Here is a 22,265-nt window from a genome sequence, read left to right as displayed (position 1 = left end):
ATGTTGAAATATGAATATATTTTAGTGCGTTATGGAGAAATGACGACAAAAGGTAAGAACCGTTCTAAATTTGTAAGCACATTAAAAGATAACGTGAAGTTCAAACTGAAAAAATTCCCAAATATTAAAATCGATGCAACACATGACCGTATGTACATCCAGTTAAATGGCGAAGATCATGAAGCGGTATCTGAAAGATTGAAAGATGTATTTGGCATTCATAAATTTAACTTAGCGATGAAAGTACCATCAGAATTAGAAGACATTAAAGAAGGTGCATTAGCAGCTTTCTTACAAGTAAAAGGCGATGTGAAAACATTTAAAATTACTGTACACCGTTCTTATAAGCATTTCCCAATGAGAACGATGGAATTATTACCTGAGATTGGTGGACACATTCTAGAAAATACAGAAGATATTACTGTAGATGTTCATAATCCAGATGTAAATGTACGTGTAGAAATTCGCAGTGGTTATAGCTACATTATGTGTGATGAGCGTATGGGAGCTGGCGGTTTACCAGTTGGCGTTGGCGGAAAAGTAATGGTACTTCTTTCTGGTGGTATTGATAGCCCAGTAGCAGCTTACTTAACGATGAAACGCGGCGTATCTGTGGAAGCAGTTCACTTCCATAGTCCACCTTTCACAAGTGAGCGTGCAAAACAAAAAGTAATCGATTTAGCGCAAGAGTTAACGAAGTATTGTAAACGAGTAACGCTTCACCTTGTTCCGTTTACAGAAGTGCAAAAAACGATTAATAAAGAAATCCCATCTAGCTATTCAATGACGGTTATGCGCCGTATGATGATGCGTATTACAGAACGTATTGCTGAGGAGCGTAACGCACTTGCAATTACGACTGGTGAAAGTCTTGGGCAAGTAGCAAGCCAAACGTTAGATAGTATGCATACGATTAACGAAGTAACAAACTACCCAGTTATTCGTCCGCTTATTACGATGGATAAATTAGAGATTATTAAAATCGCTGAAGAAATCGGCACGTATGATATTTCAATTCGTCCATATGAAGATTGCTGTACTGTATTTACACCAGCAAGCCCAGCGACGAAGCCGAAACGTGAAAAAGCAAATCGTTTTGAAGCGAAATACGATTTCACACCATTAATCGATGAAGCTGTAGCGAACAAAGAAACAATGGTATTACAAACGATAGAAGTAGTGGCGGAAGAAGAAAAATTTGAAGAACTTTTCTAAACCATAAATTACCATATCTAAAACGTGTATGAAGTCATGTTATTTATCACACTCTATACTCACAAGGAGGTGATATAACATGTCACGTAGCACAAATAAATTAGCGGTTCCTGGTGCTGAATCAGCATTAGACCAAATGAAATACGAAATCGCTCAAGAGTTTGGTGTTCAACTTGGAGCTGATGCAACAGCTCGCGCTAACGGTTCTGTTGGTGGTGAAATCACTAAACGTCTAGTTTCACTAGCTGAGCAACAATTAGGCGGTTACCAAAAATAATCCCATATGATGGCTTAGAAAGAGCGGGTTCTCCCGCTCTTTCTTTTTTGTGTTGCCATTTGTCGGTAAGTTGATGTAATTTCATTTAGTAATTCGACAGAACTGAAAAATTTGTCAAAAGAAGAGGGTTCAAAATTAACAGAAAATTCTTTATTATATAAAAGAGGCATAAAGAAAAGGGAGGATATTTTATGAAGCGAGAAGAATTGTTGGCGCCACCGTCTTATAATTTAGTTTCTGAAATAGAGAAATATACGGGTGATAAAGGGAAATTAGCTTTAATTTGGCAAGATGATAAAGGGAATCGAAGGGAAGTTACATACGCTGAATTAATGCAAGGTGCGAATAAAATTGGAAACGCTTTTATAAAAAGTGGTTTGCAAAAAGGGGACAAGCTTCTTATTATGATGCCGCGTTTAATTGAAGCGTACATGACGTATATTGCTGCTATTAAAGCAGGATTTGTCGTAATTCCAAGCTCGGAAATGTTACGTAAAAAAGATATAGAATATCGAATTGGACATGGAGAAGTAAAAGCGATAGTAAGCTATGAGCCGTATATTAGGCAGTTTGATGATATAGAAGCGATGGAATCTCTTCGAAAATTTGTCCTGAGCGAGCAGTCAGTAGATGGATGGATTAATTTAAAAACAGCGTTAGAAACAGAGAGTGACAGGTTAGAAATGGCGAAGACAGATAAAGAAGATATGGTCTTTTTATCTTACACGTCAGGAACGACAGGAAATCCAAAAGGTGTCGTTCATACACATGCGTGGGCATACGCTCATTTACGTACGAGCGCTCCAAATTGGCTCGGAATTGAAGAGAATGATATTGTATGGGCAACAGCTAGTCCAGGCTGGCAAAAGTGGATTTGGAGCCCGTTTTTAGCAACGCTAGGATCAGGGGCAACAGGGTTTGTATATCACGGTAAGTTTGAACCGAAAACGTACCTGAACTTATTAGACGATAATAAGGTAAATGTACTTTGTTGTACACCGACTGAGTATAGATTAATGGCAAAGGTAGAAGATTTAAGCCAGTACAATTTAGAGGCATTACATAGCGCTGTATCAGCAGGTGAGCCGTTAAATAGAGAAGTGATTGGAACGTTCCAAAAGCACTTTCATATTACAGTGAGAGACGGCTATGGGCAAACGGAAAATACATTACTTGTTGGTGTAATGAAAGGGATGGATATTAGACCAGGTTCAATGGGGAAACCAACGCCAGGTAACCACGTCGATATCATAAATGAGGAAGGTACTCCAGTTAAAGTAGGCGAAGTTGGTGATATTGCAGTTCACATTGAAACGCCGGCCCTCTTTAAACAATATTACAAAGACGATGAACGTACAGCGATGCAATTCCGCGGTGATTATTATATTACAGGTGATAAAGCGAAGAAAGATGAAGACGGCTACTTCTGGTTTGAAGGGCGCGGTGATGATATCATTATTAGCTCTGGTTATACAATCGGGCCGTTTGAAGTAGAGGATGCACTTGTAAAACATCCTTACGTAAGAGAATGTGCAGTTGTCGCAAGTCCTGATGAAATTCGTGGAAGTGTCGTGAAGGCATTTATCGTATTAAGAGAGAATATAGAAAAGAGCGAAGAAACATTAATTCCAACACTCCAACAACACGTCAAAGAACTCACTGCACCATATAAATACCCTCGCAAAATTGAATTTGTAGATGAACTACCAAAAACGATTTCTGGAAAAATTCGCCGTATTGAACTTAGAAAACAAGAGATGGAGATTCCGTCAAAATAATTTTGAAAACAGTGAAGTAAATAGTTGAATGAAATGCAAAACAATGATAATATAAAAACGAACACAAGTTCGATTTTATAAACTTAAAAAAGAGGTGTCCGTATGATTTTAGGGATTAATCCGTACTTAGTTTTAGATGGTAGTGGGCAAGAAGCTGTACAGTTTTATAAAGAGGCTTTAGATGCAAAAGTAGAAGTCATGCAAACTTTTGGTGACATGCCTGAAAATCCAGAATACCCGATTCCAGCTGAAGCGAAAGAGCGTGTTTTACACGCTACTTTAAAAGTTGGTAATACGGATCTTATGATTTCTGATACATTCCCAGGTCAAGGACATGCAATCGGATCTCAAGTAACAATCGCAATTCAAATTAGTAATGCAGAAAAAGCAAAAGAAGTATTCGATAAGTTACAAGAAGGTGGAGAAGTTATCATGCCACTTCAAGAAACATTCTGGAGCCCAGCATACGGACAAGTAAAAGATAAATTTAATATTGAATGGCAAGTTACAACGTCTACTACTGAACAAAAGTAATTTTTAGAAAAGCACCATGTTTTGAAATGGTGCTTTTTTTTTTACAATAAAAAATAAAGGAGATGGGATATATGGGAGAAATTTGGTATGGCGGCACCATTTACACAATGAGAGAAGAAAATGAAAAAGTGGACGCTGTTTACGTTGAAAACGGCATAATTGTTGATGCTGGTAATAAGGGAGAATTAGAAAGCAGATATTCAAACGTAAAGTTACATGACCTAAAAGGAAAAACAATGATCCCAGGTCTCGTTGATAGCCATATGCATCTTATTGGGCATGGAGAGAGATTACTCCGTCTAGATTTATCAAATTGTACATCTTATAGCGAAGTACTGGCTCTTGTTCAGAAGCGAGTGGAAGAAGCTCCAAAGGGCTCTTGGATTATTGGAGAAGGATGGAATGAAAATAACTTTACAGATACGAAAGATGTTCACGCGCGTGATTTAGATGAAATTTCGAAAGACCATCCTATTTTATTAAAGAGAGTTTGTCGTCACGTTACATGGGTGAATTCATACATACTGCAAGAAGTGAATATAACAGAAGCGACAGAAGATCCAAAAGGCGGGAAAATTGGCAGGGATTCATCAAATAAGTTAACAGGACTTTTATATGAACAAGGGCAAGAATTAATTAAACATGTTCAGCCAGAAATTGATGAAGCTTATTTACAAAGAGCTCTGCAAACAGCGATTAAAGATTGCTGGAAATACGGACTCGTTGGCGGGCATACGGAAGATTTAAATTATTATGGTGGTTTTAGAAAAACATATAATGCGTTTTCTCACGTTATAAAAGAAATGCCATTTAAAGCCCATTTGCTCGTTCACCATGAAGTAGCACATGAACGAAAAGAATATGAAAATGAACATTATATTGAATTTGGGGCAATAAAAATTTTCTCTGACGGTTCTTTTGGCGGAAGAACAGCATTATTAAGTGAACCGTATGAAGATGCGAAGGAAACGAATGGGGTTGCGATTTTCTCACGTGAAGAACTTGCAGAATTAGTGAAGAAAGCACGAGATTTACATATGCCAGTTGCGATTCATACTATCGGTGACTTATCGCTTGAATATGTCATTGATGCACTCGAATTATATCCACCAGCAAAAGGGTTACGTGATCGCATTATTCATTGTCAGCTTGCTCGTGAGGAGTTAATTGAAAGAATGAAAAACTTGCAAGCCATTATAGATATACAGCCAGTCTTCCTTTCATCAGATTTTCCGTCAGTCATTGAAAAACTAGGAGAGCGCCGTCTTCGTTATGCGTACGCTTGGAAGACGTTACTGGAAGCAGGATTACACTGCAACGGTGGTTCAGATGCTCCTATTGAACAAGTGAATCCGTTTTTAGGCATATATAGCGCTGTTACACGTAGAAGTTTTATTGACGGTGTATGCTATATGCCTGAGGAAAGATTAACGGTATATGAGGCTGTTTCTTTATTTACAACAGGAAGTGCCTATGCAATTGGAAAAGAAGCGAAGCGAGGGCAAATTACAAAAGGATATGAAGCAGACTTTACAATATTAGACCGCAATATGTTTGAAATTGAGGCAGAAGAAATAAAAGAAGTAGAAGTAGAAATGACCGTAATAGATGGCCAAGTTGTCTATAGAAAAGATGCGTAAAAATATATGAGCGATTATCGGAATATATCGACTTACCGACAAAAACTGACAAGAATAACGGCCGGATAGTAAGAGATTATTGTCCGCGCCAATCGGGGTAAATAAATAACCGCAGAATTATGGAATTCCATAATTCTGCGGTTATTTTAATCCTATAAAAACGTTCTCTGTACTTTTTCCCAGAAAGAGTTGTTTTTTAATTTAACTGTTTTAATTTGTTTATCGCTTAAGCGTACAACAGCTTTTTCCACTTGTTTAATACTAAGCGCTTCGTTATCCATGCCGATAACAGGATAATCGTTACCGTCTGGTCTTAGTTTTAAAGTTAATGTACGTTCGTGATTTAAAATGAAAGGTGAACCGAGCGTACGGTAAGTGTTGTTGTTTAAAGATGCTAGTTCGCTTACTTGGAAACATGGGATAAGCGGGTCAACAACTGCACCATGCAATGATTTATTGTAAGCAGTACTTCCTGTTGGGGTAGAAACTACTAAACCGTCTCCTCTAAAAGTTTCGAAATATAAATCATCAACGTGAACATCTACAACGAATGTTTTTATAATACTAGAACGTAATGAGAACTCATTTAAACAATGGAAAGATGTACTGCCATCTACATCTACCTGAATTGTTGGATATTTACGCACTTCAATTTCATTTTTTGTAATTTCTTGAAGGGCTGTATCAACGTGATCAATATGGAAATCGCAGTAGAAAGAAATTTCATCTTTCGTAGAAATCCCTGCGTATAAACAATCTTCTCTAAAACCAGTTTTACGAACGGCTTGTAAGAAGGTTGCATCATCTCCAACACTGACGATAGCGTTTGCATTTTTTGGATGATCTAATATGGTAAATCCATTCTCTTCTAAAATACGATAGATTGGTTTCATTTTTTCAACGAGCGTTGCTTTGTCATCACCATAAAAGAAAAATAAATTGCGATGATCTGCCATTATGTATCCCTCCACTGCAGTTAAATTTTCTGTTTTTCGTGCTACATATCATTAGAGTCCGTTCCCTGATGATATGTTCAAATAATATATTTCGATATAAATTGTCAAAATACCTTTTTATTTTTAGAAAAATTTTTATATTCAATCTTATAGAACCCTGTTTAATGATGAATAAAGTTGTCGATAATGGGTACGGAGTGAAAGGATGATACGTATGAAGTGGTTCGTAATTGGAATAATAATTCTTCTTCTTTTTATTTTGTTTATACTATTGTCGAAAATAAAGCTTAAGGTGACATTTTTATATTCAGAAATGGAAAAGCAATGTTTGCTTCAAGTGAAAATATGGATGATTCGATATACATTTGATGTGTTGGAAAGAATTGAAAAACAGCAGAAAAAGACAGGACAGAAAATCGAAAAAGCTGAAGAGGACGGCGGACTCGATAATAAAATTATGGCGCAACTTGACAGCATTGGTGAACTGATAAAAAAGCTTCAAGAAGTTCATACTATTGTTAAAGATTTTCTCAAACGAGTGAAAATCAATGGTTGGAAATGGCATACACAAATTGGAGCAGGCGACGCAGCTAGTACTGGAATTGTCACTGGATATGCATGGGGGACAAAAGGTATGGCTGCTGGAGTTGTCGGACAATATATGCATATTGTCGATGTACCAGAATTTGAAATTACTCCTGTTTTTCAAGGGAAAGGATTTGCGTCAAGATGTGAGTTAACAGCATCTTTTCGGATATTCCGCACTATAAAAACAGCGGTGAAATTGCTCATATTTATGAGGAAGCAAAGATCTGGTATGACAGAAAAATCTGTTCAAGCATAGGGGGGATATAGAATGGACCATCCAATTCAAGGTTTAATGACAACCGCAATGCAGCATTTAAAACAAATGACTGATGTAAATACCATTGTTGGTGACCCAATTAAAGCGGCAGATGGAAGTGTAATTCTTACTGTTTCGAAAGTAAGTTTTGGATTTGCTGCTGGTGGAAGTGAATTTGGTAAAGTAGAACATTCAGGCCGCCATCCATTTGGCGGGGGAAGTGGTGGAGGAGTTTCTATTAATCCTGTTGCCTTTCTTGTTATAAATGGAGATGGTGTGAAAGTATTGCACTTAGATAAACAAACACACGTCATCGATAAAATAATTGAATTAGCTCCACAAGCTGTTGATAAAGTGAAAGAAATGATGGATAAACGAAAAGAAGATGATCCTGAATTTCAAATTTAACGAATAAAGAAGCTAATCAATAGGTTAGCTTCTTTAATTTTTTTGTAAATAAAGCGATTTTATTTGCATTATCGATAGGGACAAACTATCATTTACATTGTACATATTTTGTTTAAATAAGGGAGGATTTTCAAGTGGCAAACGTAACTTTTAAAGGTAATCCAATGACTTTAGTTGGAACAGAAGTTAAAGTTGGCGATCAAGCGCCAAACTTCCAAGTATTAGCAAACGACTTATCTCCAGTAAGTTTAGAAACATACAAAGGCGAAGTGAAATTAATTAGTGTTGTACCTTCAATCGACACAGGTGTTTGTGATGCACAAACACGTCGTTTTAACCAAGATGCAGCAGGTATTGAAAACGCGAAAGTATTAACAATTAGCGCTGATTTACCATTCGCTCAAAAACGCTGGTGTGCAGCAAACGGTTTAGAAAATGTTGTAACACTTTCTGACCACCGTGACCTTTCATTCGGTGAAGCTTACGGCTTAGTAATGAAAGAGCTTCGTTTACTTGCTCGTGCAGTATTCGTAGTAGATAGCAACGACAAAGTAGTTTACGCAGAGTACGTAAGCGAAGGTACAAGCCATCCAAACTATGAAGCAGCATTAGAAGCAGCTAAATCTGCGAAGTAATGTGAAGGAAATGACCTCTTATAAAGAGGTCGTTTTTTCTCATATATTGCTCTGTAACGGCATCGATATATGAGAAAAAACGTTATATCATATATAACTTAAAAGGGAGCTCTTTACAGGAGGTCGCTTTTTCTTTTTGGAAAAAAACACTTTGTGGTATGATATAAGTTATGTGTAAAAGAGAGAAGGAGGAATGTACGTGAGTCAGACAGTAGAAACATTATTTTCTATTTTTGATTCTTCTGCGGTAGTTTTACGTAAAGAATTAGATGTAACATATTTAGAGGCGCTTGTAGAGACAGGTGATAACTTGTTTGAGGGAGCGATTTTACAAGAAGAATTATCCGAATCAGCAATTGAAAGGCTGAATCGTGAATATAGTACGTTTAATGAAGAAACATATAAAGGTGAAGAAATTCGTAAAGCATTTCAGTTAGCCATCTTAAAAGGAATGAAAGAAGGCGTACAAGCGAATCATGAAATGACACCTGATGCAGTTGGTATGTTTATGAGTTATTTATTCCATAAATTTATGCAAGGGCAAAATGAAATTACAGTTTTAGATCCTGCAATTGGAACAGGTAACTTAATGACTACAGTGTTTAATAGCGCCAAAGAAGGACTAACAATGAGTGGATTTGGTGTAGAAGTGGATGAAGTGCTAATTAAACTTGCTTTAGTAAATGCAAATTTACAAAAGCATGCAATCGAATTCTTCCATCAAGATGGACTAGCACCACTTTATATCGATCCAGTTGATGCAGTGGTTTCAGACTTGCCAGTTGGTTATTATCCAAACGAAATCGGTGCAAGTGAATATAAATTAAAAGCAGATGAAGGAATGTCATATGCCCATCACTTATTTATTGAACAAAGTGTGAAACATACGAAAGAGGGCGGGTACTTATTCTTCTTAGTACCAAACTTCATTTTTGAAAGTGACCAGGCACCAAAATTACATGCATTTATTAAAGAAACATGCTTTATTCAAGGGTTATTACAGCTTCCTGTTTCCATGTTTAAAAACGAGAAAAATGCAAAAAGTATATTTGTTCTCCAAAAGAAAGGCGCTAATGTAACAATGCCAAAACAGGCGTTATTAGTGGAGTTGCCTAAATTCTCTAACATGAAGGCGATGGAAGACATTATGGATCAATTAAATACTTGGTTTGCAACACATAAATAAAGCTAGGTATATGTAACAGCATTAGTGATTCATGTAGTACAGTTTTATATAATATGTCATATTTTTAAATATATACAAGATTTAACTGAATTTTTTTGAAATCTGTAATATATATTTTTTCTTGGTGTTACAATTTTTTCACTTGAAATATATGTCGGACGATGTTTAAATTAAAATCGTGAGTATAAAATTTGCTAATGATGAAACGTTTTCATATTTAGTGAATTTGATCAGATAAAATCGAGCGGTTTGTGGAAACATCCACACAACTACCAAGAGAAAAAGGGGCGAAAGACTAGATGTCAAAAATCATCGCGATTAACGCAGGAAGCTCTTCCTTAAAATTCCAATTATTTGAAATGCCAAGTGAAACAGTATTAACAAAAGGTTTAGTAGAACGTATCGGTTTAGAAGATAGTATCTTCACTATTACTGTAGATGGCGAAAAACAAAAAGAAATTACAAACATTCCAGATCACGCAGTAGCAGTTAATATGCTTCTAAAAAAATTAACTGAAAACGGAATCGTTAAATCTCTAGATGAGATTGGCGGTATCGGTCACCGTGTTGTTCACGGCGGCGAAAAATTTGCTGACTCTGTTTTAATTACTGATGAAGTATTAGCTGATATCGAAGAATTAAGCGATTTAGCACCACTTCATAACCCAGCAAACGTTGTTGGTATTAAAGCATTCCAAGAAGTATTACCAAACGTACCAGCAGTAGCAGTATTCGATACAGCATTCCACCAAACAATGCCGGAATCTGCATTCCTATACAGCCTACCATATGAGTACTATGAAAAATTCGGCATCCGTAAATACGGTTTCCACGGAACTTCTCATAAATATGTAACTGAGCGTGCGGCTGAATTATTAGGTCGTCCAATTGAAAGCTTAAGCTTACTTTCTTGTCACTTAGGTAACGGTGCAAGTATCGCAGCAGTAGAAGGCGGTAAATCTATCGATACTTCTATGGGCTTCACTCCACTTGCTGGTGTAACAATGGGTACACGTTCTGGTAACCTTGACCCTGCGTTAATTCCATACATCATGGAAAAAACAGGCCAAACAGTAGAAGAAGTAGTTAACGTATTAAACAAGAAGAGTGGTATGTTAGGTCTTACTGGTTACTCTAGTGACCTACGTGACATCATTGCGAAAGAAGAAGAAGGCGACCACCGTGCGAAAGTAGCACTTGATGTATTCGTAAGCCGTATCCACAAATACATCGGTTCTTACACTGCTCGTATGAAAGGTGTAGACGCAATCATCTTCACAGCTGGTGTAGGTGAAAACAGTGCGATTATTCGTGAGCGCGTATTAGAAGGCCTTGAGTACATGGGCGTATACTTTGATGCAAAACGTAATAACGTATTCGGTGAAGAAGCATTCATCAGCTTCCCACATTCTCCAGTAAAAATTATCGTAATTCCAACTGACGAAGAAGTTATGATTGCTCGTGATGTACTACGTCTTGGAGATATTGGTTAATATATGAAAAGAAAGACGAGATCCTATAGGATTTCGTCTTTTTTCTTTTGGATGTATTTTAAAACTCCATCCGGATATAATATTTTTTCTTTCTGAATGAATGCCGTAATAGGAATCCATTTCGCATACGCTACTGTTTCCTCATCTTGTATATTTAATGTTTTCATTTCATATAGTGACGTGTCTAATAAACGCAAAGAATATAGTTGAATGATTTCATGACCAATGTCTCCATCTAGATGAAAGACATTTTCTAAACAACCTAAATAATTGGTGATTTCCACTTCTGTATGAAGCTCTTCCCTAAATTCACGAATAACGGTATGTGCTGATTGTTCACCAAGTTCAATTGAACCACCAAGAGGTCGGTAAAATGTTTCATCGGCTGAATGATATTCTTGTACGAGAAGACGCCCGTGATGTATAGCAATGCCAAAAGCCTTTGCACGTGGATACATATACAATCACTCCTTATTTTTTTGTATAAGGAAGATTATAATGTGTTTTGTAGTAAAGGTGTCATGTATTTAAGAATGTGGTCTAATCGTAATTCCATCAAATAAGTTTTTCCAAAATGCTTCATTGTATTGGTATACATCCATAATAGGACATTTCATAACGCAAACACGTTGTAATCCCCAATCTTCTTGGGTGATAGTTGGTATATCGGCAGGAATTAGTAACAGGACAGAGAATGTATGTGTAACGATTTGAGATAAAATTTGTTCTAGGGAACATGCTTCTTCATATGTTCCTCCAGTTCGAGTAAATAATATGGATTCTGCCGTTTCAATTGTAGCTAGAAAACGATTAATACGATGTTCATAGTTTAACTTAATTTCTGTATAAGAAGGCCAAGAAGTTGGTGTGTTTACATCTGTTTTAAAGTCATGACAGGAGTCAATTTCATAAAGGTTGTCCCTTAATCTTAATTTTGCATCATCATCCCAAAATGAGATGAAGGATAAATTTTCGAAATTTAAAAAGCGGTCAAATCGATTTTGTAATAATACATTCACTTTTTCTAATGAGGGGCTTAGCATAAAATCAATAACGCCAAAAAATGGTGATAATTCTAATTGATATAATGCCCAAGCAGGCCAGCAGTTTTGTCCTAAGCTGAATACCGCATTATATTCTTTTTTTATATCGGATAGATTCATGTGATTTATCTCATCCTTTTTGTTAATATTTTATGCCATTCAAAAATGGTATGTGAATAAAGATAGACAAGCATATTTGCAAAGAATAAGCAGAAATATGTTACAATAGAAAAAAATCGAACGAGGTGGTTGTTACGATGCGATCGAAGCGAGAACAAGCCATTTTAGACAATATAAAAGAATGGGAAGCGCAATTAGTTGAGCAAGAAGCGACCGATTTTCAAAAAGTGTTTGATAAATGGTTACATACTACAGTTGCGAAATTACCTGAGAAAAAGCGAAAAGAATTCTTCACGAAAGCAGATGGATGGCTCTTTCATTTGCATGCATTTATTCAAAGTTCACAAGCACAGTTAGATGCACGTAATCGGATTTTAGGAACATCAAGATTATTTGATGAATCGATTGAACAGCTTGAAGATTTGAAAGCATTATCTATTGATCAATTAACATACATAGCAGAGCAGCAAACAGCACGTCATCGTCTATATTCATTTGTACAAGGCGGGGCAACAGGTGCTGGAGGTTTATTATTATTAACGGCGGATTTTCCGGTTATGATCGCGTTAAATGTGAAGGCAGTCCAACTTATTGCAACATCATTTGGACATGATGTGAACAAGCCGTATGAAATGATGCTTGCGTTAAAGGTGTTTCATGCGTCATTACTACCAGGAAGACTTCAGCAATATGCATGGTACAATTTATTGCAAGAGCTGGAGCAGGAAGATTCGTTCTTTTACGAAGGAGACGAAGCAGTGCTACAAACAGCTTCTACTGAGGTTGTGTTAAAACAAATTTTGAAGACATTTTCGATTTATGCTCTTCGTCGTAAATTATTCCAAGGTATACCGGTAATTGGAATGGCAATTGGATCTACAGTGAATTATCGTTTAACAAGAAACGTTACTGAATTTGCAAATAGATTTTATCAAGTGCGCCATATAGTCGAGAAAGAAAAAAGAGCATAAAAAAAGCGAGAGGCCGAAGCCTTTCGCTTTTTTAATTTGTTGCATGTTTTTTGGACATTGGAACAGATACTGGCTGTTTTTCTGCTGTTTTTTCTGTTTTTGGATAATAAATTAAATCCAATGTTTTTGCCTGTACGGCAATCGAAAGAATAGTAAAAGCAATTTCTGTCCAATTTAAATAATATAATGAAAGCGCAAGAACAATCGCGTCAAAGACGAAGAAAATTTGCCCAATTGTAAAACGAGTTCGTTTACTTAATACAATTGTTAAAATATCGTCTCCACCGGTTGCACCGCCAAATCGCAATATAAAACCGAGTCCAATACCAGCTAACGCACCGCCAACTACTGCAGCTATAAATAAGTTATTTGATAAATCTACCGTAAATGGAGAATAATTTTCCATAAAGGAATAAAATACTCCGAATGAAATTGAACCTAGGAATGAATAACCAACCATTTTTCTACCTAAAAATGAAGCGCACAGTAAAATAATTGGGATATCCATTAATACAGTTGAAATAGATGGTGAAATATCATAAAAGTTTTGAATGAATAGTGCAATTCCTACAAAGCCACCTTCTGTTAAGTGGTTTTGGAAGTGAATGTGATATAGCGCTGCTGCTAAAATAAATGAACCGATTAAAACCATAAAAATTTCTTTAATAATTTGCCGACTTTGGATGTTCCTCATCGTTATTCCTTCTTTCCGTAGTTAGTAGTCCTTTTTGTGTTGTAAACTAACTACGAGCTCACATGTAGCTTTCAGTTAGTTTACGAAAAAACTAACTACGCTATATGTCGCTGAAGAAATAACGAATAATCCTCTCGTCCATCAATTCTCCCTACCTTCGTTTTAGTTTAAGTCTTAAAACGACTAAACAAAACGTGGAGTAGGATTCGTCATTTAGCAATCCTGCTCTTCTTTGTTTTGTTTAGTTAGTAACAATTAAGTCCTAAACAAAACGCTATGTGTAAGAAGAGTCTTTTTTTTGCCAAATTATCCTTCGGGCAATCATAATTTCCCCACTCTCGTATTTTTTTCGCTAGACTAAAGTATCTGAGCTGAAAAATACGCTACGTGTATGATTCGTCAATACGATGCCACATGCTCCTTCGAGCGATCATGATATCAAAATCCCTTCCTTCAAGATTTATACTATTATATCATACTTTTAAAAAATGTATGCGGATGGAAACCGACAATAAACGGAGGGAATCTACAAAAAATGTTATGTTTAAATATTTTTGTAGAAAAGCCTAAGTTATTTCGGAGGATTGGACAGTTTGTAACGGTTTGTCCAATAAGTAAGAAAAAAAGGCTTTTATTCCGTTGTATTCTTTTCATCACTTTTATCTTTAAAAAACGCATCCCAACTAATCACACTTAAAAAAGTTAAAGCGATAATAACGAAAGCACGCATAAGCTGTAGACCTCCTTTTGTACATAGTATATGAATCATTCGATTCGGAATGTGTCATTTTTTTACAAGTCTTAACTATTATGAGAGTATATTAATATAGATAGATGAAGGGGAGAGTGAAGGTATGCTAAAAGGAATGTTCAAAAGAAAAGAATTAATATGTATTTCATGTCAGAAAAAAATTCAATATGAAGAAGAGCTTGTTGCTTTTGTAAAGTTGCCGAAAGAAAGAAGTATATTAGTTGGCCCTTTTGATGTGTGTTTGGCAAAAACAGCACAAGAGATATATTGTAAATCATGTTACGACAAAAAAAGCATGACCCAAAGTAATTGAGGGACATGCTTTTTTCATTGGTGTGCTTTCCCCTCAGATACATTTTGAGTGAGTCGATACCAAAGCCAAAGGTCATTAATGATGGAAGCAAGATCGGCAATTTCTGAATTTAGTTTACAAGAAACTTCGAAGTCTTCTTCGTTATTTAAATAATGTTGTTTTGTATTAATATAGTGCTCAAGTTCTTTTATACGATCAGGAATTTTCCCGCGAACTTGTTCCCATTTTAGTAAAATAGCATGTTGCATTTTTTCGGGGATTTCTTCCCAGTCTTCTTGTAAATGTGGAATTTCAATTCCTAGATGTTCATCGTATAAGAAATACTTTTCCATAAGTTCACCCCCGTTTTCCTGCTTATATTGTACAGAAAAACAGAAAGAAGTTCGACGAAATTGTTTGAAAAAATTTGAAAATGACTCTTGATACATTTTGTGAAAGGTGTTAAAGTGTGAATTATTATAAAAGAAAATGAATATTTATTCTTTAGGGGGATGCAAAATGGAGAAGAAAAAAGTTGTATTAGCATATTCCGGAGGTCTTGATACTTCCGTTGCAATTAAATGGTTACAAGAGAAGAATTATGATATTATCGCGCTTTGTTTAGACTTAGGGGAAGGTAAAGACTTAGCATTTGTAAAAGAAAAGGCACTTTCAGTAGGTGCAATTAAATCATATATGATTGACGTTCAAGAAGAATTTGCAAACGAATATGCATTGATGGCGATGCAAGCACACACATTATACGAAGGAAAATACCCTCTTGTCTCTGCATTATCTCGTCCGCTTATTGCAAAGAAATTAGTAGAAATCGCAGAACAAGAAGGCGCAACTGCAGTTGCACACGGATGTACAGGAAAAGGAAATGACCAAGTTCGTTTTGAAGTTTCTATCCAAGCATTAAATCCTTACTTAGAAGTGATTGCGCCTGTACGTGAATGGAAATGGTCACGTGAAGAAGAAATTGCATATGCAAAAGAAAACGATGTACCAATTCCGATTAATTTAGATAGCCCGTTTTCAATCGATCAAAACTTATGGGGACGCAGCAACGAATGTGGGATTTTAGAAGATCCATGGGCAGCGCCGCCAGAAGATGCATATGAGATGACATTGGCGTTAGAAGATACACCGAATAAACCAGAGTTTGTAGAAATCGGATTTGAAGCAGGCGTACCGACTACTTTAAATGGCACTGCATATTCACTTGCAGAATTAATTAAAACGTTAAATGCGCTCGCTGGAAAACACGGCGTTGGACGTATTGATCACGTAGAAAATCGTCTTGTCGGTATTAAATCTCGTGAAGTATACGAATGCCCAGCAGCAATGACGTTAATCACTGCGCATAAAGAGTTGGAAGATTTAACACACGTAAAAGAAGTAGCACATTTTAAACCAGTGATTGAACAGAAAATAACAGAACTTATTTATAACGGTTTATGGTTCTCGCCTTTAAAACAAGCGCTTCATGCATTTTTACAAGAAACGCAAAAGAATGTAACAGGTACAGTGCGTGTGAAATTATTTAAAGGTCATGCGATTGTAGAAGGACGTAAATCTGAGTACTCTTTATACGATGAAAAATTAGCAACATATACTGCCCAGGACGAATTTAATCATGATGCAGCAGTTGGATTCATTTCATTATTTGGTTTACCGACGAAAGTATACAGCCAAGTGAATCAAAAGAAGGTGGAAGCGTGAGCAAACTTTGGGGCGGACGTTTTACAGAAGAAGCGGAAGCATGGGTTGAAGAGTTTGGAGCATCCATCTCCTTCGATCAACAATTAGTAAATCAAGATATAAACGGGAGTATTGCACACGTCACGATGCTAGCAAAGCAGAGCATCGTGACGAAAGAAGAAGCAGAGAAAATAAAGGTAGGTCTTCAATATTTATTGAAAGAAGCAAAAGAGAATAAGCTACAATTTTCAGTAGAAGCAGAAGATATTCATTTAAATATCGAAAAGATGTTAATTGAACAAATTGGCGAAGTAGGAGGGAAACTTCATACAGGCCGAAGCCGTAACGATCAAGTGGCAACGGATATGCATTTGTATTTAAAAGAAAAGGTAGAACATATTATAAAAGCTACAAAGCAATTGCAAACTGTTCTTGTTCATCAAGCAGAAAATAATATTGAAACGATTATGCCTGGCTATACGCATTTGCAACGTGCCCAGCCGATTTCATTTGCTCATCATATTCTCGCTTACTTTTGGATGTTAGAGCGTGATGTAAATCGTTATGAAGATTCGTTAAAGCGTATTAATATCTCCCCATTAGGAGCAGGAGCGCTAGCTGGGACGACATTCCCGATTGACCGAGAATATAGTGCGGAGCTTCTTGGATTTAATGGAATATATGAAAATAGTTTAGATGCAGTAAGCGATCGTGATTTCATACTGGAGTTCCTAAGTAACTCATCTATGCTTATGATGCACTTATCGCGCTTTTGTGAAGAACTTATTTTATGGAGTAGCCAAGAGTTTCAATTTATTGAAATGAGCGATCAATACGCAACTGGAAGCAGCATTATGCCGCAAAAGAAAAACCCGGATATGGCGGAACTAATCCGTGGTAAAACAGGCAGAGTATACGGTAATTTATTCAGTTTACTTACAGTAATGAAAGGATTACCGCTCGCTTACAATAAAGACTTGCAAGAAGATAAAGAAGGAATGTTTGATACAGTAAAAACAGTAGAAGGATGCCTTCATATTATGGGGGGCATGCTTGAAACGATGACTGTAAACAAAGAAAAAATGGGGCAAGCTGTGACGCAAGATTTCTCCAACGCAACAGAAATTGCCGACTATTTAGCAAACAAAGGACTACCATTCCGTCAAGCTCATGAAATTGTTGGGAAGTTAGTGCTACATTGCACACAAAAAGGAATTTATTTATTAGATGTCCCGCTTGAAACATATCAAGAAATGAGCTCTTTATTTGAAGAAGATTTGTATGAAGTTCTTTCACCATATGCGGCTGTAAAGCGTCGTAATAGTGCTGGTGGGACAGGGTTTGAACAAATCAAAAACGCTTTGGAGAAGGCGAAGGGGTTAACGAAAGAATTTATTAAGAATTGAGTTGGGAAGTACGCCAGTCTAGTAAAGTCTGGCGTACTTTGTTTTTTAATAATATTTAAGTTACAATATAGTAAAAAATAACAATTTAGGGGAAGTCTATGAAAAAAATAGTGTTTATCATTGTACTGGTAATTAGTTTAATTGCAAATGCTAAAGTGTTTCTTTTGGACAAATATATGTATGTTGGTGAAAAAGAAAAGCGAGAAGAAGCGATTATCGCAACGATGTGGCATTTGCAAGATAAAGGATATAAAGAAAGTGATATTTTATATATAAAACCGGCCTTTTATAGCAAAATGGATTCGTATGGAATGAATGTGCAGTTTAAAGATGAACCAAATGAATCATATACATATAGAGTTTTAAAAGATACGAAAACAAATAAACTAACTGTACACCAAGATAGCAATGAGCAAGGTGGTATGGGCGGGAAGCATCAAGAGCTTAAATAAAGAAAGAAAACGACTGATGGCATTCGCCTGCAGTCGTTTTTCTTTTAATCATACTTATGTCGATCTTCCGTAATTCGAATATACTCAATATCCATCAAATCTCTAAGTAATGCACCGTTACTTAGTTCAACGCCATGTTTCTCTTTAAAATGAGTACGAATCGTATCTAGCATTTCGAGTTCTTTCCCATTCACATCTAAAATAATACGTTCAGAATCATCCATGTTGCATCCTCCTTTTTTACACATATATATTTTGTCCGTCTATTTCTAAAAAATGTATGTTAACGTAATGTTAGGAAATAAGAAAGGGATGGAAAATGAGACGTATTTATTTTGTAGGGCTAATTTTTTACACGCTAATTGTATTACACGTTGCATTCCCAAATATGTTTTCATTTGAGGAGGTAGAAACAGTACACGTCGGGATATTTATCTTTATTCTATTTGTAGTAGACTGCTGTATTTCAATATGGTTTTCGAAAAGAAAATATGTACAAGATAAAAAAGAAATGGAACAAAAAAAGAGAAAACGTTCATTTTGGATGATGACGTACTGTTTGTCTTTAGTGCTTACTGCTGCTTTTTTTAGTGAACATATTCCATTAGAAAGATTAAATATTGGATTTGGAGCGTTCGTATTCGCATACTATTTTTTTATGCACTTTCTTCCTTATATGAAAGAAAAGCGAGGAGAAGAGGAAGACCCGCTTGTAGAAGAAGCGAGAGAACAAGAGCATAAGAGAATAGAAGGGGATATAAAGAAACTTGGAGAACAAAAATGGTATTTAAAATCAAAAATCATATATGTTCTTTGCTTCATTACGCCGCCAATTGGCTATTTGTACGTCTTCTTACTTCGTAAAAAAATGACAGCAGATGCAAAGCAAACGTACTTAACGATCGCGACAATTATGATGGCGTTATGGTCTTTGAAGTTTCTTCCGCCTTATGTGTTGGCAATTACCGTTGTTGTTGTAGCATGTCTTGTGTTTATAGTGAAGTTTATAAAATGAAAAACACCAAGCCTATGTGGACTTGGTGTTTTATCTATAAATTAAAGCTCACCTTGCTCTTCATCACCACGAACAACAAGGACATCGCATTTCGCATAGCGAATAATATGTTCAGAGACGCTACCAATTAGGAAACGCTCAACAGCATTTAAACCAGTCGCGCCACACATAATTAAATCTACTTTATGGTTTGGAGCAATTTCTTTTGAAATTTTTGATTTAGGATTACCGAATTCTAATACAGTTTCAATTTTTTCAAGACCAGCTTCAAGCGCAGTTTTTTTGTAGTCTTCTAATAAGTCTTCTGCAAATAGATTTGCACGTTCCGCAATTGCACGGCTATAAGCTTCTACTGCTGAGTATGCTTTTACATCAACGATATGAGCAATTGTTAATGTTGCATTGTTGCGCTTTGCGACTTGAATTGCTTTTTTAAAGGCTTTTTCTGCTTCTTTAGAACCATCCACCGCGATTAAAATATTTGTATATGTATTATTCATAGTAAATTCCTCCCAATCTGTTTTATAACTGTTTACAACTTAATTATAAAACAAATTTTGGTAACGTGCTTGCCAGAAACGTTACAGAATTTTGAAAACTCTGTTTCAATTCATTTTAGTTGTAATTGGAGCGAGAACTTGTTACATATGAAGTATAGCAATTTAAAAGGGGGCAGTTTTGTGAGACATGCGCTCATTACAGCCGGTACGAAAGGTTTAGGAAAGCAAGTAACAGAAAAATTATTGGCTAAAGGCTATTCAGTAACAGTAACGTACCATAGCGATATCACGGCTATGGAAACGATGAAAGAAACATATAAAGATGTGGAAGAGCGTCTACAATTCGTGCAAGCGGATGTCACGAAAAAGGAAGATTTACATAAAATAGTAGAAAAAGCGATGAGCCGTTTTGGCAAAATTGACTTTTTAATTAATAATGCTGGTCCATATGTATTTGAACGAAAAAAGTTAGTTGATTATGAAGAAGATGAATGGAATGAAATGATTCAGGGAAATTTAACAGCGGTATTTCATTTATTAAAACTTGTCGTTCCGGTCATGAGAAAACAGAACTTTGGCCGTATTATTAATTACGGATTTCAAGGGGCGGATAGTGCACCGGGATGGATTTATCGTTCAGCTTTTGCCGCAGCGAAAGTAGGACTTGTTTCATTAACGAAAACAGTTGCTTATGAAGAAGCGGAGTATGGTATTACTGCGAACATGGTATGTCCTGGTGATATTATAGGCGAGATGAAAGAGGCAACTATTCAAGAAGCACGTCAGCTGAAAGAGCATAACACACCGATTGGTAGATCTGGAACAGGTGAAGATATTGCAAGAACCATTTCGTTTTTATGTGAGGACGATTCCGATATGATTACCGGTACAATTATTGAAGTGACTGGTGCAGTGGATGTTATTCATAGACATCGATAGAATAAAATAAGATGAAGTTTCGAATAATTGGACAGTTTATCCATTGTGCTGAGAGGTGCGGATAATACTGTCCTTTAATATAAAATTAAATCTATCGGAAAACTCGTGTTATTTTTTTGTCAAATATTGAGATATTATGTTAAAATATAAGAGCGTAGAAAGCGCTTTAAAAAATGATTCAGGGGTCATTTCATAACTCAAGGGGGAACTAATCATGCGTATCGGTATTCCAACAGAAATTAAAAACAATGAAAACCGTGTGGCAATGACGCCAGCGGGGGCAGTACATTTAGTACAAAATGGTCATGAAGTTTTTGTTCAAAAAGGAGCAGGTTTAGGATCTGGCTTTACGGATGAAGAATACGTACAAGCTGGTGCGAAACTTGTAGAAACTGCTGAAGAAGCATGGAATCAAGATATGGTTATGAAGGTAAAAGAGCCAGTAGCAAGTGAATACGGCTATTTCCGTGAAGGTTTAATTTTATTCACATACTTACACTTAGCTCCAGAACCAGAATTAACGAAAGCATTAATCGATAACAAAGTTGCATCAATCGCATATGAAACAGTACAATTAGACAATCGTTCTTTACCATTACTTGCACCTATGAGTGAAGTAGCTGGTCGTATGGCTGCACAAATCGGTGCACAATTCCTTGAGAAAAACAAAGGTGGTAAAGGTATTTTACTTGCAGGCGTTCCAGGGGTAAAACGCGGCAAAGTAACAATCATCGGCGGTGGTCAAGCTGGTACAAACGCAGCTAAGATTGCAGTAGGTTTAGGTGCAGATGTAACAATCATTGACTTAAGTGCAGAACGTCTTCGTCAATTAGATGATATTTTCGGTAACCAAGTAAAAACATTAATGTCTAATCCATATAACATTGCAGAAGCTGTTAAAGAATCTGACCTTGTTATTGGTGCAGTATTAATTCCAGGTGCAAAAGCGCCAAAACTTGTAACTGAAGAAATGATTCAATCAATGGAACCAGGTTCTGTCGTTGTAGATATCGCGATTGACCAAGGTGGTATTTTCGAAACAACTGATCGTATTACAACTCATGATAACCCAACTTACGAAAAACATGGCGTTGTTCATTATGCAGTTGCTAATATGCCAGGTGCAGTTCCACGTACGTCAACTCTTGCATTAACAAACGTAACAGTACCATATGCAGTACAAATTGCGAACAAAGGTTACAAAGATGCTTGCTTAGGCAACACTGCATTACTAAAAGGTATTAACACATTAGATGGCTATGTAACATTCGAAGCAGTTGCAGAAGCGCACGGCTTACAATACGCTGATGCGAAAGAGCTTCTTGAAAAAGCTCCTGCTTTATCATAATAGAAATACATTCGAGACCTTCCTTTATGAGGAGGGTCTTTTTTATAAGGTAAAAAATTGTTTT

General features: G+C 36.3%; 25 protein-coding genes. 18 read left to right on the top strand and 7 right to left on the bottom strand.

Annotated elements, in window-relative coordinates:
- The 5 genes from thiI to EBQ15_RS03720 all read left to right on the top strand — a co-directional run bounded on the left by thiI (nucleotide 1) and on the right by EBQ15_RS03720 (nucleotide 5,444).
- Entirely contained in the window at nucleotides 1–1,215 is a 1,215-nt protein-coding gene (gene thiI / locus EBQ15_RS03740; protein ID WP_000922336.1) for a tRNA uracil 4-sulfurtransferase ThiI, read from the top strand.
- Nucleotides 1,216–1,294: 79 nt separating this feature from the next.
- Nucleotides 1,295–1,492: an alpha/beta-type small acid-soluble spore protein gene (locus EBQ15_RS03735; RefSeq protein WP_000091640.1), complete on the top strand. Its 198-nt coding sequence runs from the start codon at nucleotides 1,295–1,297 to the stop codon at nucleotides 1,490–1,492.
- Nucleotides 1,493–1,683: 191 nt separating this feature from the next.
- Nucleotides 1,684–3,270 carry an acyl-CoA synthetase MbcS gene (mbcS, locus tag EBQ15_RS03730; protein WP_000817769.1) on the top strand — a complete coding sequence of 529 codons (1,587 nt, stop codon included), beginning with the start codon at nucleotides 1,684–1,686 and terminating at the stop codon, nucleotides 3,268–3,270.
- Nucleotides 3,271–3,372: 102 nt separating this feature from the next.
- Nucleotides 3,373–3,804 carry a VOC family protein gene (locus EBQ15_RS03725; protein ID WP_000600350.1) on the top strand — a complete coding sequence of 144 codons (432 nt, stop codon included), beginning with the start codon at nucleotides 3,373–3,375 and terminating at the stop codon, nucleotides 3,802–3,804.
- 71 nt (nucleotides 3,805–3,875) lie between these two features.
- On the top strand, nucleotides 3,876–5,444 hold the full coding sequence (locus tag EBQ15_RS03720; RefSeq protein ID WP_000503987.1) for an amidohydrolase: 1,569 nt from the start codon (nucleotides 3,876–3,878) through the stop codon (nucleotides 5,442–5,444).
- Between the two features lie 152 nt (nucleotides 5,445–5,596).
- Here the strand turns inward: EBQ15_RS03720 and EBQ15_RS03715 are convergent, their stop codons facing one another.
- Nucleotides 5,597–6,400, bottom strand: coding sequence for an NAD kinase (locus EBQ15_RS03715; protein WP_000763257.1), 804 nt, complete (start codon nucleotides 6,398–6,400; stop codon nucleotides 5,597–5,599).
- 205 nt (nucleotides 6,401–6,605) lie between these two features.
- Here EBQ15_RS03715 and EBQ15_RS03710 point away from each other — a divergent pair, with 205 nt between their 5' ends.
- The 5 genes from EBQ15_RS03710 (at nucleotide 6,606) to ackA (ending at nucleotide 10,966) form a co-directional block, all read left to right on the top strand.
- On the top strand, nucleotides 6,606–7,244 hold the full coding sequence (locus tag EBQ15_RS03710) for a DUF2953 domain-containing protein (RefSeq protein ID WP_002098024.1): 639 nt from the start codon (nucleotides 6,606–6,608) through the stop codon (nucleotides 7,242–7,244).
- Between the two features lie 12 nt (nucleotides 7,245–7,256).
- Nucleotides 7,257–7,652 (top strand): GerW family sporulation protein, encoded by a 396-nt coding sequence (gene ytfJ, locus EBQ15_RS03705; protein WP_000350003.1) that lies wholly within the window; start codon nucleotides 7,257–7,259, stop codon nucleotides 7,650–7,652.
- Between the two features lie 134 nt (nucleotides 7,653–7,786).
- On the top strand, nucleotides 7,787–8,287 hold the full coding sequence (tpx, locus tag EBQ15_RS03700) for a thiol peroxidase (RefSeq protein ID WP_000024525.1): 501 nt from the start codon (nucleotides 7,787–7,789) through the stop codon (nucleotides 8,285–8,287).
- 199 nt (nucleotides 8,288–8,486) lie between these two features.
- Nucleotides 8,487–9,473 (top strand): class I SAM-dependent methyltransferase, encoded by a 987-nt coding sequence (locus tag EBQ15_RS03695; RefSeq protein WP_000084367.1) that lies wholly within the window; start codon nucleotides 8,487–8,489, stop codon nucleotides 9,471–9,473.
- Between the two features lie 299 nt (nucleotides 9,474–9,772).
- Entirely contained in the window at nucleotides 9,773–10,966 is a 1,194-nt protein-coding gene (gene ackA / locus EBQ15_RS03690; RefSeq protein WP_000034575.1) for an acetate kinase, read from the top strand.
- Between the two features lie 23 nt (nucleotides 10,967–10,989).
- Here the strand turns inward: ackA and EBQ15_RS03685 are convergent, their stop codons facing one another.
- Nucleotides 10,990–11,424, bottom strand: a complete 435-nt coding sequence (locus EBQ15_RS03685; RefSeq protein ID WP_000283471.1) for an NUDIX hydrolase — start codon at nucleotides 11,422–11,424, stop codon at nucleotides 10,990–10,992.
- A gap of 69 nt (nucleotides 11,425–11,493) precedes the next feature.
- Nucleotides 11,494–12,129: a DUF1796 family putative cysteine peptidase gene (locus EBQ15_RS03680; RefSeq protein ID WP_001053735.1), complete on the bottom strand. Its 636-nt coding sequence runs from the start codon at nucleotides 12,127–12,129 to the stop codon at nucleotides 11,494–11,496.
- Nucleotides 12,130–12,266: 137 nt separating this feature from the next.
- Here EBQ15_RS03680 and EBQ15_RS03675 point away from each other — a divergent pair, with 137 nt between their 5' ends.
- A complete protein-coding gene (locus EBQ15_RS03675; protein WP_001256853.1) occupies nucleotides 12,267–13,100 on the top strand; it encodes an EcsC family protein in 834 nt (277 codons plus the stop codon).
- 31 nt (nucleotides 13,101–13,131) lie between these two features.
- Here EBQ15_RS03675 and EBQ15_RS03670 read toward each other — a convergent pair whose 3' ends face one another.
- Entirely contained in the window at nucleotides 13,132–13,794 is a 663-nt protein-coding gene (locus tag EBQ15_RS03670) for a YitT family protein (protein ID WP_001244515.1), read from the bottom strand.
- 854 nt (nucleotides 13,795–14,648) lie between these two features.
- Between EBQ15_RS03670 and EBQ15_RS03660 the strand changes: the two genes are divergently transcribed.
- Nucleotides 14,649–14,858, top strand: a complete 210-nt coding sequence (locus EBQ15_RS03660; protein ID WP_000911986.1) for a hypothetical protein — start codon at nucleotides 14,649–14,651, stop codon at nucleotides 14,856–14,858.
- 14 nt (nucleotides 14,859–14,872) lie between these two features.
- Here the strand turns inward: EBQ15_RS03660 and EBQ15_RS03655 are convergent, their stop codons facing one another.
- Nucleotides 14,873–15,190 carry a hypothetical protein gene (locus EBQ15_RS03655; protein WP_000417218.1) on the bottom strand — a complete coding sequence of 106 codons (318 nt, stop codon included), beginning with the start codon at nucleotides 15,188–15,190 and terminating at the stop codon, nucleotides 14,873–14,875.
- Nucleotides 15,191–15,356: 166 nt separating this feature from the next.
- Between EBQ15_RS03655 and EBQ15_RS03650 the strand changes: the two genes are divergently transcribed.
- The 3 genes from EBQ15_RS03650 (at nucleotide 15,357) to EBQ15_RS03640 (ending at nucleotide 18,399) form a co-directional block, all read left to right on the top strand.
- Nucleotides 15,357–16,562 carry an argininosuccinate synthase gene (locus EBQ15_RS03650; protein WP_000412315.1) on the top strand — a complete coding sequence of 402 codons (1,206 nt, stop codon included), beginning with the start codon at nucleotides 15,357–15,359 and terminating at the stop codon, nucleotides 16,560–16,562.
- Complete coding sequence (gene argH / locus EBQ15_RS03645) at nucleotides 16,559–17,947, top strand: argininosuccinate lyase (protein ID WP_000041290.1); 1,389 nt, start codon at nucleotides 16,559–16,561, stop codon at nucleotides 17,945–17,947. The genes EBQ15_RS03650 and argH overlap by 4 nt, the downstream gene beginning before the upstream one ends.
- Before the next feature lie 98 nt (nucleotides 17,948–18,045).
- Nucleotides 18,046–18,399 carry a DUF3139 domain-containing protein gene (locus EBQ15_RS03640; protein ID WP_000724675.1) on the top strand — a complete coding sequence of 118 codons (354 nt, stop codon included), beginning with the start codon at nucleotides 18,046–18,048 and terminating at the stop codon, nucleotides 18,397–18,399.
- A 44-nt stretch (nucleotides 18,400–18,443) separates the two neighbouring features.
- Here EBQ15_RS03640 and EBQ15_RS03635 read toward each other — a convergent pair whose 3' ends face one another.
- On the bottom strand, nucleotides 18,444–18,623 hold the full coding sequence (locus EBQ15_RS03635; protein WP_000342765.1) for a hypothetical protein: 180 nt from the start codon (nucleotides 18,621–18,623) through the stop codon (nucleotides 18,444–18,446).
- A gap of 95 nt (nucleotides 18,624–18,718) precedes the next feature.
- On the opposite strand from EBQ15_RS03635, the gene EBQ15_RS03630 reads away from it, so the two are divergent.
- Nucleotides 18,719–19,414 (top strand): hypothetical protein, encoded by a 696-nt coding sequence (locus EBQ15_RS03630; RefSeq protein ID WP_001252919.1) that lies wholly within the window; start codon nucleotides 18,719–18,721, stop codon nucleotides 19,412–19,414.
- Between the two features lie 41 nt (nucleotides 19,415–19,455).
- On the opposite strand, the gene EBQ15_RS03625 is transcribed toward EBQ15_RS03630, so the two are convergent.
- Nucleotides 19,456–19,914, bottom strand: a complete 459-nt coding sequence (locus tag EBQ15_RS03625) for a universal stress protein (protein ID WP_001066673.1) — start codon at nucleotides 19,912–19,914, stop codon at nucleotides 19,456–19,458.
- A gap of 147 nt (nucleotides 19,915–20,061) precedes the next feature.
- Here EBQ15_RS03625 and EBQ15_RS03620 point away from each other — a divergent pair, with 147 nt between their 5' ends.
- Both EBQ15_RS03620 and ald read left to right on the top strand, forming a co-directional pair.
- Nucleotides 20,062–20,853 carry an SDR family oxidoreductase gene (locus EBQ15_RS03620; protein ID WP_002005829.1) on the top strand — a complete coding sequence of 264 codons (792 nt, stop codon included), beginning with the start codon at nucleotides 20,062–20,064 and terminating at the stop codon, nucleotides 20,851–20,853.
- A gap of 214 nt (nucleotides 20,854–21,067) precedes the next feature.
- Complete coding sequence (gene ald, locus EBQ15_RS03615; protein ID WP_001219398.1) at nucleotides 21,068–22,201, top strand: alanine dehydrogenase; 1,134 nt, start codon at nucleotides 21,068–21,070, stop codon at nucleotides 22,199–22,201.
- Nucleotides 22,202–22,265: the final 64 nt, after the last annotated feature.

This window comes from Bacillus sp. 2D03, from assembly GCF_003946765.1.
Classification (GTDB): Bacteria; Bacillota; Bacilli; order Bacillales; family Bacillaceae_G; genus Bacillus_A; species Bacillus_A cereus.
The sequence above is the reverse complement of the archived record's forward strand: the minus strand, read 5'-3'. Positions and strand labels throughout refer to the sequence as shown.

Bases quoted from the DNA above. Each gene is read 5' to 3' on its own strand.
- thiI (WP_000922336.1), top strand. From the start codon at position 1: ATGTTGAAATATGAATATATTTTAGTGCGTTATGGAGAAATGACGACA.
- EBQ15_RS03625 (WP_001066673.1), bottom strand. From the start codon at position 19,914: ATGAATAATACATATACAAATATTTTAATCGCGGTGGATGGTTCTAAA.
- EBQ15_RS03675 (WP_001256853.1), top strand. From the start codon at position 12,267: ATGCGATCGAAGCGAGAACAAGCCATTTTAGACAATATAAAAGAATGG.
- EBQ15_RS03715 (WP_000763257.1), bottom strand. From the start codon at position 6,400: ATGGCAGATCATCGCAATTTATTTTTCTTTTATGGTGATGACAAAGCA.
- EBQ15_RS03720 (WP_000503987.1), top strand. From the start codon at position 3,876: ATGGGAGAAATTTGGTATGGCGGCACCATTTACACAATGAGAGAAGAA.
- EBQ15_RS03680 (WP_001053735.1), bottom strand. From the start codon at position 12,129: ATGAATCTATCCGATATAAAAAAAGAATATAATGCGGTATTCAGCTTA.
- EBQ15_RS03670 (WP_001244515.1), bottom strand. From the start codon at position 13,794: ATGAGGAACATCCAAAGTCGGCAAATTATTAAAGAAATTTTTATGGTT.
- EBQ15_RS03725 (WP_000600350.1), top strand. From the start codon at position 3,373: ATGATTTTAGGGATTAATCCGTACTTAGTTTTAGATGGTAGTGGGCAA.
- EBQ15_RS03655 (WP_000417218.1), bottom strand. From the start codon at position 15,190: ATGGAAAAGTATTTCTTATACGATGAACATCTAGGAATTGAAATTCCA.
- EBQ15_RS03635 (WP_000342765.1), bottom strand. From the start codon at position 18,623: ATGGATGATTCTGAACGTATTATTTTAGATGTGAATGGGAAAGAACTC.
- ackA (WP_000034575.1), top strand. From the start codon at position 9,773: ATGTCAAAAATCATCGCGATTAACGCAGGAAGCTCTTCCTTAAAATTC.
- EBQ15_RS03685 (WP_000283471.1), bottom strand. From the start codon at position 11,424: ATGTATCCACGTGCAAAGGCTTTTGGCATTGCTATACATCACGGGCGT.
- EBQ15_RS03630 (WP_001252919.1), top strand. From the start codon at position 18,719: ATGAGACGTATTTATTTTGTAGGGCTAATTTTTTACACGCTAATTGTA.
- EBQ15_RS03640 (WP_000724675.1), top strand. From the start codon at position 18,046: ATGAAAAAAATAGTGTTTATCATTGTACTGGTAATTAGTTTAATTGCA.
- EBQ15_RS03620 (WP_002005829.1), top strand. From the start codon at position 20,062: ATGAAGTATAGCAATTTAAAAGGGGGCAGTTTTGTGAGACATGCGCTC.
- ald (WP_001219398.1), top strand. From the start codon at position 21,068: ATGCGTATCGGTATTCCAACAGAAATTAAAAACAATGAAAACCGTGTG.
- EBQ15_RS03660 (WP_000911986.1), top strand. From the start codon at position 14,649: ATGCTAAAAGGAATGTTCAAAAGAAAAGAATTAATATGTATTTCATGT.
- ytfJ (WP_000350003.1), top strand. From the start codon at position 7,257: ATGGACCATCCAATTCAAGGTTTAATGACAACCGCAATGCAGCATTTA.
- EBQ15_RS03735 (WP_000091640.1), top strand. From the start codon at position 1,295: ATGTCACGTAGCACAAATAAATTAGCGGTTCCTGGTGCTGAATCAGCA.
- EBQ15_RS03650 (WP_000412315.1), top strand. From the start codon at position 15,357: ATGGAGAAGAAAAAAGTTGTATTAGCATATTCCGGAGGTCTTGATACT.
- EBQ15_RS03710 (WP_002098024.1), top strand. From the start codon at position 6,606: ATGATACGTATGAAGTGGTTCGTAATTGGAATAATAATTCTTCTTCTT.
- mbcS (WP_000817769.1), top strand. From the start codon at position 1,684: ATGAAGCGAGAAGAATTGTTGGCGCCACCGTCTTATAATTTAGTTTCT.